Source organism: Pseudomonas sp. LBUM1641 (assembly GCF_059716235.1).
Genome location: NZ_CP166815.1, coordinates 5598916 through 5610608 on the forward strand (window position 1 = coordinate 5598916; position 11693 = coordinate 5610608).

Annotated in this window: 13 protein-coding genes; 3 read left to right on the forward strand and 10 right to left on the reverse strand. The window is 57.7% G+C overall.

Translation table 11 applies throughout. From position 1 onward, the window contains the following. Positions 1 to 97: 97 nt before the first annotated feature. From ruvC to ACA046_RS25780, 6 genes are all read right to left on the reverse strand, one after another. Positions 98 to 622 (reverse strand): crossover junction endodeoxyribonuclease RuvC, encoded by a 525-nt coding sequence (gene ruvC, locus ACA046_RS25755; protein WP_003209812.1) that lies wholly within the window; start codon positions 620 to 622, stop codon positions 98 to 100. A 156-nt stretch (positions 623 to 778) separates the two neighbouring features. Next, entirely contained in the window at positions 779 to 1525 is a 747-nt protein-coding gene (locus tag ACA046_RS25760) for a YebC/PmpR family DNA-binding transcriptional regulator (protein WP_003209810.1), read from the reverse strand. 151 nt (positions 1526 to 1676) lie between these two features. Continuing rightward, positions 1677 to 3452, reverse strand: a complete 1776-nt coding sequence (aspS, locus tag ACA046_RS25765; RefSeq protein ID WP_076017427.1) for an aspartate--tRNA ligase — start codon at positions 3450 to 3452, stop codon at positions 1677 to 1679. A 108-nt stretch (positions 3453 to 3560) separates the two neighbouring features. Further along, positions 3561 to 3782 (reverse strand): FmdB family zinc ribbon protein, encoded by a 222-nt coding sequence (locus ACA046_RS25770; protein ID WP_076017428.1) that lies wholly within the window; start codon positions 3780 to 3782, stop codon positions 3561 to 3563. A gap of 218 nt (positions 3783 to 4000) precedes the next feature. After that, positions 4001 to 4354 carry a ribbon-helix-helix domain-containing protein gene (locus ACA046_RS25775; RefSeq protein ID WP_497675237.1) on the reverse strand — a complete coding sequence of 118 codons (354 nt, stop codon included), beginning with the start codon at positions 4352 to 4354 and terminating at the stop codon, positions 4001 to 4003. 213 nt (positions 4355 to 4567) lie between these two features. Continuing rightward, positions 4568 to 5041 carry a Dps family protein gene (locus tag ACA046_RS25780; protein ID WP_003209800.1) on the reverse strand — a complete coding sequence of 158 codons (474 nt, stop codon included), beginning with the start codon at positions 5039 to 5041 and terminating at the stop codon, positions 4568 to 4570. Positions 5042 to 5470: 429 nt separating this feature from the next. Between ACA046_RS25780 and ACA046_RS25785 the strand changes: the two genes are divergently transcribed. Continuing rightward, positions 5471 to 6073 (forward strand): cold-shock protein, encoded by a 603-nt coding sequence (locus ACA046_RS25785; protein WP_003209798.1) that lies wholly within the window; start codon positions 5471 to 5473, stop codon positions 6071 to 6073. Between the two features lie 89 nt (positions 6074 to 6162). Here ACA046_RS25785 and ACA046_RS25790 read toward each other — a convergent pair whose 3' ends face one another. Next, complete coding sequence (locus tag ACA046_RS25790; RefSeq protein WP_017475674.1) at positions 6163 to 6369, reverse strand: SlyX family protein; 207 nt, start codon at positions 6367 to 6369, stop codon at positions 6163 to 6165. 3 nt (positions 6370 to 6372) lie between these two features. Beyond that, positions 6373 to 6798 carry an HIT domain-containing protein gene (locus tag ACA046_RS25795; protein WP_459023340.1) on the reverse strand — a complete coding sequence of 142 codons (426 nt, stop codon included), beginning with the start codon at positions 6796 to 6798 and terminating at the stop codon, positions 6373 to 6375. An 881-nt stretch (positions 6799 to 7679) separates the two neighbouring features. On the opposite strand from ACA046_RS25795, the gene ACA046_RS25800 reads away from it, so the two are divergent. After that, on the forward strand, positions 7680 to 8951 hold the full coding sequence (locus ACA046_RS25800; protein ID WP_258347421.1) for an OprD family porin: 1272 nt from the start codon (positions 7680 to 7682) through the stop codon (positions 8949 to 8951). A 189-nt stretch (positions 8952 to 9140) separates the two neighbouring features. On the opposite strand, the gene ACA046_RS25805 is transcribed toward ACA046_RS25800, so the two are convergent. Both ACA046_RS25805 and ACA046_RS25810 read right to left on the reverse strand, forming a co-directional pair. Next, positions 9141 to 9983, reverse strand: a complete 843-nt coding sequence (locus ACA046_RS25805; protein WP_076017432.1) for a mechanosensitive ion channel family protein — start codon at positions 9981 to 9983, stop codon at positions 9141 to 9143. Positions 9984 to 10118: 135 nt separating this feature from the next. Further along, on the reverse strand, positions 10119 to 10604 hold the full coding sequence (locus ACA046_RS25810; protein ID WP_076017433.1) for a YajQ family cyclic di-GMP-binding protein: 486 nt from the start codon (positions 10602 to 10604) through the stop codon (positions 10119 to 10121). Positions 10605 to 10729: 125 nt separating this feature from the next. Between ACA046_RS25810 and ACA046_RS25815 the strand changes: the two genes are divergently transcribed. Next, a complete protein-coding gene (locus ACA046_RS25815) occupies positions 10730 to 11647 on the forward strand; it encodes a putative 2-dehydropantoate 2-reductase (RefSeq protein ID WP_497675238.1) in 918 nt (305 codons plus the stop codon). Positions 11648 to 11693 lie beyond the last annotated feature (46 nt).

Sequence of the window (11693 nt, forward strand, 5' to 3'; positions counted from 1 at the left end):
CGGCTCAGATCAAGGCCTGACCGGTAATAACGCGGGCATGCCGGCCGACAGTACAGGCCGTTCATGCACCCCACGCAGAATGATTGCGCTGATGCTATCAGAGACGCAGCCGGCCGCCACGACTGCGTGCCGTACCCAGGCCATGGGGCATCAGGCTGGAGCGGGTATGGGCGTGGCAAATGGCAATGGCCAGGGCGTCAGAGGCATCGATTTGCGGTTTGGCGGTGAGCTTGAGCATGTGCATGACCATCATCATCACCTGCTCCTTATTCGCGGCACCGGTACCGACCACGGCTTGCTTGACCTGGGTCGCGGTGTATTCAGCGATCTCCATGCCCTCCTCGGCACCGGCAACGATGGCCGCACCGCGGGCCTGGCCGAGCTTTAAAGCCGAGTCGGCGTTTTTTGCCATGAACACTTTTTCGATGCCCATGGTGACCGGGCCGTAGGTCTGGATCACTTCACGCACGCCGCGGTAAACGATCTGCAAGCGTTCGGCCAGCTCGCCGGCGCCGGTACGGATACAGCCCGACGCCACGTAAACGCAGCCTCGCGGGGTCTGTTGGACCACGCCAAAGCCGGTGATTCGCGAACCGGGGTCGATACCTAGGATTAGAGTCATAACGCCTGCGGATTGGGTAAAAAATTCTTGATCTAGCGAAGATCAAAATGTGGGAGCGGGCTTGCTCGCGAAGGCGATGTGTCAGTCAGTCGATAAGTTGACTGTTACACCGCCTTCGCGAGCAAGCCCGCAGCCACATTAGATCTGCATCATTCCTCAGCCTAGCTGTTCGGCTACCGATTCCGGGATATCGGCATTGGAATAGACGTTCTGTACATCATCCAGGTCTTCAAGCATGTCGAGCATCTTGAGCACCTTCTGCGCCCCATCCAGGTCCAGCTCGGCGCTGGTGGTGGGCAGCATCACGATTTCCGCATCGGTACCTTTGAAACCGGCTGCTTCCAGAGCGTTACGCACAGAGTAGAAACCCGCGAACGAGGTAAACACGTCGATGGAACCGTCTTCGTTGGTCACCACGTCGTCGGCATCTGCCTCCATCGCGGCTTCGATCAGTGCATCTTCGTCAACGCCCGGCGCGAAGGAAATCTGCCCCTTGCGCTCAAACAGGTAGGCCACCGAACCGTCGGTGCCCAGGTTGCCGCCACACTTGCTGAATGCATGGCGCACGGCGGCCGCAGTACGGTTGCGATTGTCGGTCATGCACTCGACCATCACCGCCACGCCACCCGGGCCGTAGCCTTCGTAGCTCAGCTCGACCATGTCGTCGGTATCGGCCGCACCGGCACCACGGGCCACGGCGCGGTCGATGATGTCGCGGCTCATGTTGGCGCCGAGGGCCTTGTCCAGGGCCAGGCGCAAACGCGGGTTGGAACCCGGGTCACCGCCACCTTGGCGCGCAGCGACGGTCAGCTCGCGAATCCACTTGGTGAAAATCTTGCCTTTCTTGGCATCCTGACGCTCTTTGCGGTGCTTGATGTTCGCCCACTTGGAATGGCCAGCCATAACACAACTCCGAAATTCTGTAGAAACCTGTCGATCCCGCCCCAGGCGGGACTTCCCTCTTTAACGTACAGCCCTTGTAACGCAAAGGCGCATCCGAAGATGCGCCCTTAGCTGACAATGTAAAACCTTATGGCGCTTTCACGCTGCGGCCTTACTCAGCCTTTGGTGCTTCGCGCAGACGGATATGCAGCTCGCGCAGTGCCTTGGCATCCACCACACCCGGTGCTTGCGTCATCACGTCGGCAGCACTTTGGGTTTTCGGGAAGGCAATCACTTCACGGATCGACTGCGCACCGGTCATCAGCATCACCAGACGGTCCAGGCCGAAGGCCAGGCCACCGTGAGGCGGCGCGCCGTATTTCAGGGCATCGAGCAGGAAGCCGAACTTCTCTTGCTGCTCATCTTCGTTGATGCCCAGCAGGCGGAAGACCGACTGCTGCATTTCCTTGCGGTGGATACGGATCGAACCGCCACCCAGCTCGGTGCCGTTCAGCACCATGTCGTAGGCACGGGACAGAGCGCCAGCCGGGTTGGCCTCGAGCTCTTGCGGCGTGCACTTCGGCGCGGTGAACGGGTGGTGCAGGGCACTGAAGCTGCCGTCGTCGTTCTCTTCGAACATCGGGAAATCGACAACCCACATCGGCGCCCACTTGCAGGTCAGCAGGTTCAGGTCGTTACCGACCTTGATCCGCAGTGCACCCAGTGCTTCGCTGACGATCTTCGACTTGTCGGCGCCGAAGAACACGATGTCGCCATCGACCGCGCCAACGCGATCAAGGATCACGTTGAGGTTGGCTTCAGGGATGTTCTTGACGATTGGCGACTGCAGGCCTTCAACACCCTTGGCGCGCTCGTTGACCTTGATGTACGCCAGGCCCTTGGCACCGTAGATGCCGACGAACTTGGTGTAGTCGTCGATCTGCTTGCGCGGCATGCTCGCAGCGCCAGGAACGCGCAGCGCGGCAATACGGCATTTCGGGTCGTTGGCCGGACCGCTGAACACTTTGAAGTCGACGTCTTTGAGTTGGTCTTCAACGTCAACCAGTTCCAGCGGGTTACGCAGGTCAGGCTTGTCGGAACCGTAACGGCGCATGGCTTCTTCGAAGGTCATGTGCGGGAATTCGCCGAATTCCAGGTCCAGCACTTCCTTGAACAGGTTGCGGATCATTTGCTCGGTGATGCCCATGATCTCTTTTTCATCGAGGAAACTGGTCTCGATGTCGATCTGGGTGAATTCCGGCTGGCGGTCGGCCCGCAGGTCTTCGTCACGGAAGCATTTGGCGATCTGGTAGTAACGGTCGAAGCCGGCAACCATCAGCAGCTGCTTGAACAGCTGTGGCGATTGCGGCAACGCGAAGAAGGAACCGGCGTGGGTACGGCTCGGCACCAGGTAGTCGCGAGCGCCTTCCGGGGTAGCACGGGTCAGGATCGGCGTCTCGACGTCGAGGAAGCCGTTTTCGTCCAGGAAGCGACGGATGCTGGTGGTCATGCGCGAACGCAGACGCAGCTTCTCGGCCATTTCCGGGCGACGCAGGTCAAGGAAGCGATAACGCAGGCGGGTTTCTTCGCCAACGTCGGAGAACTCGTTGAGTGGGAACGGCGGGGTTTCCGACTCGTTCAGCACTTCCAGCTCGTAACCCAGCACTTCGATCATGCCCGACGCCATGTTGGCGTTGGTGGCACCGGCCGGACGCAGGCGAACCTTGCCGGTGATCTTCACAACGTACTCGCTGCGCACGCGGTCGGCGGCGGCGAAGCTCTCGGCGCGGTCCGGATCGAACACCACCTGGGCCAGACCATCACGATCACGGATATCGAGGAAGATCACCCCGCCGTGGTCGCGGCGACGGTGAACCCATCCGCAAAGGGTGATTTCCTGACCTTCCAGGGTCTCGTTCAGTTGGCCGCAATAGTGGCTGCGCATCATGATAGTGGTTTCGCTTCTCGTAATTCGAAATTCAGTGGAGGCCTGCCTCATCACCGTACAGCTAAGTCAGGTGACGGATAATGCAGGAGCCTGCGCGTAGAGTTCAACTCAGTCTGCTTTGTCGCCGCCGGCCAGATTCTTCTTTGTACCGGTCTTGAAATCAGTCTCGTACCAGCCATTGCCACTCAGGCGGAAGCCCGGCATGGACAACATCTTTTTAAGCTCCGGTGCCTGGCAGGCCGGGCAATCGACCAGCGGCGCGGCGCTGATCTTCTGAATGGCTTCCAACTGATGACCACAGGAAGCGCATTGATAGTCGTACATGGGCATGGAGATGTCTCGGCGATCAGATCATTACTGCGCCACGCCCTGCCCTGACTCTATCCCGTGGGAAAGTCCCGGCATGCGCAGCAAAGCCCGGGATTATATCTGGTAAATCGAGGCTGTGCAGCCGTAGCGGCGCGCTGCTCTTTATATAGGTGGTGGCAGCACGCTTCTGCCAGGCGCCCGACCCGGGGCAATCCCGAGCCTGGCGGCCGGCACAAGGATCATGCCAGGTCCGGATGGACACCCGGCGCGTCAAGGCGCCCTTTCAATACATGAACCACACAAACTACCCTGACCAGACCACTGAAGTTCTTTACACCGCCGTATCGCAAGTGCACTTCACGGTCCACGTAAGACAGCAGCGCACTGACCGAACAGGCATTGATCCTGGCTATCTCCGTGAGGATATTCCAATACACCTCTTCAAGTCGCAAACACGTCGAAAAACCATTAAGCCGAACGGATCGGGACAATGGCCTCGCCAAGTTCATATCGAACCCTTTGGCAAAGGGATCTACCTTTATCTTGTGCAACCCGCACGTTTCCATAACTCCATTACCTGCTCCGCGTGACATACACTTGACACTCCATTGCCTGACGGCCACTCATCAGTGTTGTCGTTGGCCGTTGAGCTATAAAACATCAAGAAGACAAGTGCAGCCAGAAGACAGGGAGCTGATCACCGTAGGACAAGCCAACGCGTGTATCAGGAAGCTCGCAGAATCAGGGAAATCGCCGAAAAACAGGCACGCGAGGGGCGTCAGCTCGACGCCCACCCGCCACCGGTGTTACTTGTTTTCAAGCAGGGAGCGCAACATCCAAGCGGTTTTTTCATGAACTTGCATACGCTGTGTCAGCAAGTCCGCGGTAGGTTCATCGCTGACTTTGTCCAACAACGGGAAGATACCCCGGGCAGTCCGGGTAACGGCTTCCTGGCCTTCGACCAATTGCTTGATCATGTCTTCAGCGCTCGGCACACCCTCTTCTTCCTTGATGGACGAAAGTCGCGCATACACCGAATAAGCACCCGGCGCAGGAAAACCCAGGGCGCGAATACGCTCTGCAATTGAATCCACCGCCAGCGCCAGTTCGTTGTACTGCTCTTCAAACATCAAGTGCAGCGTACGAAACATGGGGCCCGTTACGTTCCAATGGAAGTTGTGGGTCTTCAGGTAAAGTACATAGGTATCGGAAAGCAGGCGCGAAAGTCCGTCAACGATTGATTTACGGTCTTCTTCACTGATACCAATATCGATTGCCATGTGTTTCCCCTTCAATTGATAGAAAATTCATTGATCAGGTGCAGGACCACTCTAGCAAGAGTACCGGCCTTGTGCAGCCCGACTGGCCAGCTCTACCTGCGGCAAATCGCCCCTTGCAGCGTGCGTCTGCACGGCAGGCAAGGCTTTGAGCCCTGCAAGAAAAATTACCCGCCGCCGACGAAAAATCCCGCACCTGTCTAGGACAAGCGTTTGGCGCGCAAATGCCCCCGCGCCTTGCAACAGCCCGAAATGCTTGATTTGAGTAGCCACAGGCTTTGCTGTTAAATAGGCAGCGTGTCGCCGTCGTTATTTTTCGCGGCAGCGGCATAGGCTGATACCCGTGCACGTGCCCAACGCCTCCCATTGTTCAGAAGCGAACCGTGCCAGTCAGCTCTTCCTCGTGATCCGTCTTAACGTGAGTTAATCAAAATGTTGAAAATCGTCCACCTGCTAACGGGCGCTGCAGCTTTGCTGCTGTCCTTTATCCCCAGCCTGCGCTCAGAAACCCTGCCTTACCTGCAGCAACCTGACGCTCTCTACCTGACCTTCTTTGGTCTTCTTAACCTGACACTGGCTCCAGTCATTCCTTACTGGAACAAAGGCCCGCGTCATCAACTGCAAAACCTGGTCAGCGCCCTGCTGGTCCTGGCTGTTGTCGTGCAAACCCTCACCCTGCTGGCGCCTATGCCTGAAGTCGGTGGCCACCCGGCCGTCCTGCTCAGCCTGGCAATAGCACTGGTAGCCATCGTTCTTCATCTGGCCATCAGTTTTTACCGTTCCTCGCCGGCCGCTGCGTCGCAAAGCTACGACATGACCAACCGGGATACCGGTACCGTGAAGTGGTTCAACACCTCCAAGGGCTTCGGCTTTATTTCCCGGGATTCGGGCGACGATATCTTCGTCCACTTCCGGGCGATTCGCGGCGAAGGCCATCGCGTCCTGGTGGAAGGCCAGCGCGTGGAGTTCTCCGTGATGAATCGTGACAAGGGCCTGCAAGCCGAAGATGTGATCGCGGCGTTGCCGCGTCGCTGATTCCAGCACCCCGAAACAAAAAAACCGCGATGCAGCCTGGCTGCATCGCGGTTTTTTTATGCCTGGGGATTCACCCCTGCCTCATTACATTAGTAGTGAGGCGGCGGCGCCTCTTCCTCGGACGACTCGAACTGGCCGCCCATTTCTTCCTGGCGCTTGAGCAGCGCCGTCATCTGCATCTGCAGGCGTTCAACCGCCCGCTGCTGGGTGACCAGGATGTCATTGAGGGTTTCAATAGTATCGTCCTGAAAGGCCAGGCGGCTTTCCAGGTCGGTCACGCGGTCTTGAAGGTCCATGGCTCAAGCCTCCAGGAACGTGAAGCCGGCCGGCAGGATCTCGCGCAGGCGCGCACGAATCGCCGCCACTTGCTCGTCGCTGTAAGGCTTCGCCGGATGCTTGCCCCAGACCGGCGCCGGCCAGGCGGCGTCATCGCGCTTGCGCACGATCACATGCACATGCAGTTGGCTGACCACATTACCCAGCGCACCGATATTCATTTTGTCGGCGCCAAACCCTTCATTAAGCAACTGCGCCAGCGCCGTGCTTTCTTGCCACACGCGCTGCTGGTCAGCGACATCCAGTTGAAACACTTCGCTGATACCGTCGATGCGCGGCACCAGGATAAACCAGGGGTAATTCGAGTCATTGGACAGCAGCAGCCGGCACAGGGGGAAATCCCCGATGGGCAAGGTGTCTTGTTGAAGACGTGGATCTAAGGCGAACACAGCAGTCACTCCCGTTCGGCGGGTCAGGTTTCAGGCGCCCAGCATACCTGCGAATGCCGGGCGCTTCACGGCGAATGCATCAGGCCAGATACGCGCCCAAACAGGACGCCGCGAAAAAAACGCACCATTTCGAGACAGACCAATATTTCAGCTACGCTAAATGACCAATGCATCCAATCCCAGTCAAAGTCGGGACGTAGGACACGCTTAAAGACCTTGGGCCAGAGGGCTCTCAGGATAAGAACACTAGCCTGGGGCAAAAACGCAGACCGGGAACAATCGCACCAAAATGACCCATTTGTGCCTCAAAGGGATCCGCCGACTACCCACCGAACGGGGTGAACCGGTAACGTTTTGCGCTGGTGCAGGTTTTATGCACCACCGGACAGGAGTGCAGCAGGCGCGTCAAGGCCAAACCAAACGGTGTAAAAAGCCCGTGCTTATGCGGTTTTTACACGGCGTTGACAATTTTCACGAAAAAATCACATTCGGTTTCCGGTTTGTGCACGCTTGTTGCATTCACCGTTGTATCGTCGACAACGGCACCGGCAGGAAGCAGGTGTTTCGCGACGGAAAACAACAGCGGTTCAATGCTTTTCAAGGAAGAGTTAAAACTTTGAGAAGGGATATTCCTTACCCGCCTCAACGCTTTTAAACAGTATTGAAGTTGTCAGTCCGGTTCCAAACGGACTGTGAATTTGCGACATGGAGCTAGCAATTTACGACAGGCCCGTAAAGAAGCTGAAAGGATAGATGTGCAAGTATCGTCAATAATGTCTGCGTGATATAACTTTGCGCCGACACAAAAAAGAAAGAGCCGCCCAGACAAAAATATAGGTGGGACGGCAGTACTCTTCCTAAAACCAAAGGAGCAAATCACGATGCGCGTGATGAAGTGGAGCATGATCGCCCTGGCTGTTTCAGCAGGCACCTCGCAGTTCGCAATGGCGTCCTCTCAGGACGACTCCAAAGGCTTTGTTGAAGACAGTACTTTCAGCATCAACACTCGCCTCCTGAACTTTGGCCGCGACTTCCGTAACAACGACACCGGCAAAAGCCGCGTCAACGAAACCGGCCTGGGCTTCAACGGCCTGTACCAGTCGGGCTTCACCCAAGGCACCATCGGTGTGGGTGTCGACGTGATCGGTCTGTTGGGCGTCAAACTGGACAGCGGCAAGGGTCGTTCCGGTACTGGCCTGTTTCCAACGGGCTCCGACGGTCGCTCTCAGGATGATTACTCCAAAGGCGGCGGCGCCGTTAAGTTCCGTATCTCCGATACGGTCCTGAAAGTCGGCGACCAGTACACCACCGCACCTGTATTCGCTTCCGATGACAGCCGTCTGCTGCCTGAATTGCCACAGGGTATCTCGCTGACCAGCAACGAGATCAAGGGCCTGAAACTCGAAGGCGGTCACTTCACGTCGAGCGTGGCGCAAGCCCAGACCTACCGCGACAGCCTGGGCCTGACAAAAACTGACTTCATCGGTGGCGTCTACGCCCTCACTCCAGAAGTCAGCGCCAGCCTCTACTACGCGAAGACCGAAGACTACTGGAAGAAAACCTACGCCAACCTGAACTGGACCCATGCGCTTAGCAATGAACAGTCCCTGGCAGTCGACTTCAACATCTACAGCACCAAAAGTGATGGCGCTGGCCTGCAACGGGCTGAAAAGGACGGCACCACCAAACTGGATAACCGTGCCTACAGCTTGCAAGGCGCGTACACCATCCAGGCTCACACCTTTACCCTGGCCTACCAGAAGGTTAGCGGTGACGGTGACTACGGTTACGGCGTAGACGGCGGCGGCACGATCTTCCTGGCCAACTCCATCGCTCGTTCCGACTTCAACGCTGAAGACGAGAAGTCCTTCCAGGCTCGCTACGACCTGAACATGGCCACGTTTGGCGTGCCAGGCCTGAGCTTCATGACTCGCTACGTTAAAGGTACCGGCGCCAACACCGCCGACACCTCGAACGGCAAAGAGTGGGAACGTGACATCGAAGCCAAGTACGTCATCCAGAGCGGCCCGGCTAAAGACCTGAGCCTGCGTGTACGTCAAGCCACTTATCGCTCCAGCGATGGTGTGTACTACGGTTCGGCGTCTATCGACGAACTGCGTCTGATCGCGCAATACCCGCTGAACATCTTGTAATTGGCAGTTTGATTACAACGATGACTTAGGGCCTAGGCTCTAACTAAAAAGCCGCTCACTTGTTCGCAAGTGAGCGGCTTTTTATTGCAACTTGATCTCAACAACCGGATAACTAGCAAGCTAGCTATCTAGTTCAATCCCGCGAATAAACCTGACACACCAGACAAGTTTAATCCGCACGTCGCACGTTTACTTCACTGCACTTTCCTGCATGACGCGAATAACCCGCTGCGGAAATGGAATATCAATCCCCGCGGCTTTCAAACGGTCACGTGCCAGTTCATTGAACATGAACATTACATCCCAATAGTCCGACGTCTTGGTCCAGACTCGCAGGGATACAGTGATCGAACTGTCGCCCAAGGTAGAAATCACGGCTGCTGGCGCAGGATCAGCCAGTACACGTGGATCCTTGGCCAGTTCCAGCAACACTTCGCGGGCCTTCTGCAGGTCGGCTTCGTAGTCGACACCCACATCAAACACCACCTTGCGGGTCGGCTGACGGTTGGTGTTGGTAATCAGGCCGTTGGACAGGCTGCCGTTTGGGATGATCACCGTCTTGTTGTCGCCGGTGCGCAACACGGTGTGAAAGATCTGGATGCTGTCGACGGTACCGGAAGTGCCCTGGGCTTCGATCCAGTCACCAATGCGGAACGGGCGGAACAACAGAATCAGCACGCCGCCGGCGAAGTTCGCCAGGCTGCCTTGCAAAGCCAGACCGATAGCCAGGGTGGCGGCACCGATCGCGGCAACGAACGAAGTGGTTGCCACGCCGATCATCGAGGCCACGTTGACCACCAGCATGACTTTGAGCGCAATGTTCGCAAGGTTGGTAATGAAGTGTTGCAGCGCCAGGTCAGCATTACGCAGTGCCAGCAAACGCCCGACTCGGTGGGTCAAGACGTTGATCAGCCACCAACCGATGGCCAGGGTGACCAGAGCCAGCAAAAATCGGCTGCCGTATTCCATGATCATCGGTAACCACGACTCAGAGGTCTTGATCAGGTGATCCACTTCAGCGTTCAAATCCATCTACATTCTCCTGTTTACCGGATGCTCGGCATATTGATTGGCCCTAAATGCAATTGAGCCCCGTAGGGCTCAATGGTGGGCGCAGGTTCTGGGGCGTGGGACGTCAAAAACGCCTACAGGTTCCCCAAAGTGCTATCAGTCACGGAAGTTATTGAACTGCAGCGGCATGTCGAAAGTCTTAGCGCGCAAGGCAGCAATGGCCTCTTGCAAGTCGTCACGCTTCTTGCCGGTGATACGCACCTGCTCGCCTTGAATCGAGGCCTGGACCTTGAGCTTCGCGTCCTTGACGTGAGCGACGATTTTCTTCGCCAGCTCCTTGTCGATGCCTTCCTTGAGCACGGCTTCCTGCTTCATCAGCTTGCCGGAGGCATACGCATCCTTGATTTCAAGGCATTGCGCATCGATCTTGCGCTTGACCAGCGACAGCTTGAGGATCTCAATCATCGCTTCGAGCTGGAAATCGGCTTCCGCGGTCAGGTTGACGGTCAGGTCCTTTTCCTTGAACTCGAAGCTGCCCTTGCCCTTCAAGTCATAGCGACGATCCAGTTCCTTGACGGCGTTCTCGACGGCGTTGGTGACTTCGTGTTTGTCCAGTTCGGATACCACGTCGAACGACGGCATGTAATTTCTCCAATAAAAAGGGGCGCGGCTCAGTAGAGATGGAGCACGCCCAGGCTAAAATGCCCGGGCATTATAGCGGTTCTTTCGCCTCGTTCACTGCGGGCAGCCTTACGGAGTAAAAACTGATGTCGACCACCTGGCATGTCCTCGGCGCTGGCAGCCTCGGAACCTTGTGGGCCGCCCGCCTGGCCCGTGCCGGGTTGCCCGTGCGCCTGATCCTGCGGGACCACATGCGGCTGACGAGTTATCAGGCCGCCGAGGGCCTGACCCTGGTTGAGCATGGAGTGGCCCACACTTACCCGGTTGTCGGCGAAACCTCCGACAGCTCAGGACCGATTCATCGCCTGCTGGTGGCGTGCAAGGCCTACGACGCCCAAGAGGCCGTCGCACAGCTTGAACATCGACTGGCACCGGACGCCGAACTGATCCTGCTGCAAAACGGCCTGGGCAGCCAGGACGCGGTCGCCGCCCAACTGCCCCAGGCACGCTGCATCTTCGCCTCCAGCACCGAAGGCGCGTTTCGCGAGGGCGACTGGCGGGTCGTGTTTGCCGGCCATGGCTACACCTGGCTGGGAGATGCGAGCCACCCTACCCCGCCGCTGTGGCTGGATGACCTGCAAGCGGCCGGCATTCCCCATGAGTGGAGCACCGACATCCTCACCCGACTGTGGCGCAAACTGGCTTTGAACTGCGCCATCAACCCGCTGACCGCGCTCTACGAATGCCGCAATGGCGAACTGCAAGCCCATCAATGTGAAGTGGCCACCTTGTGCGCCGAACTCGCCGACCTGCTGGAGTGCTGCGGCCAACCCGCTGCCGCGCAGGACCTGCAGAGCGAAGTGGAACGGGTGATCCAGGCCACGGCAGCCAATTACTCGTCGATGTACCAGGACGTGGCCAGTGCCCGACGCACCGAAATCAGCTATTTGCTGGGCTACGCCTGCCAGGCGGCCGCACGCCACCAACTGACCTTGCCGCACCTGCAACAACTCCAGGCGCGCCTGGTACAGCGACTGTCTGCACGCGGATTGCCCAGCGACTGAAGCACGCGCTACCCTGCCTGCCTGTTCCTTTGCAGCGAAAACCTTG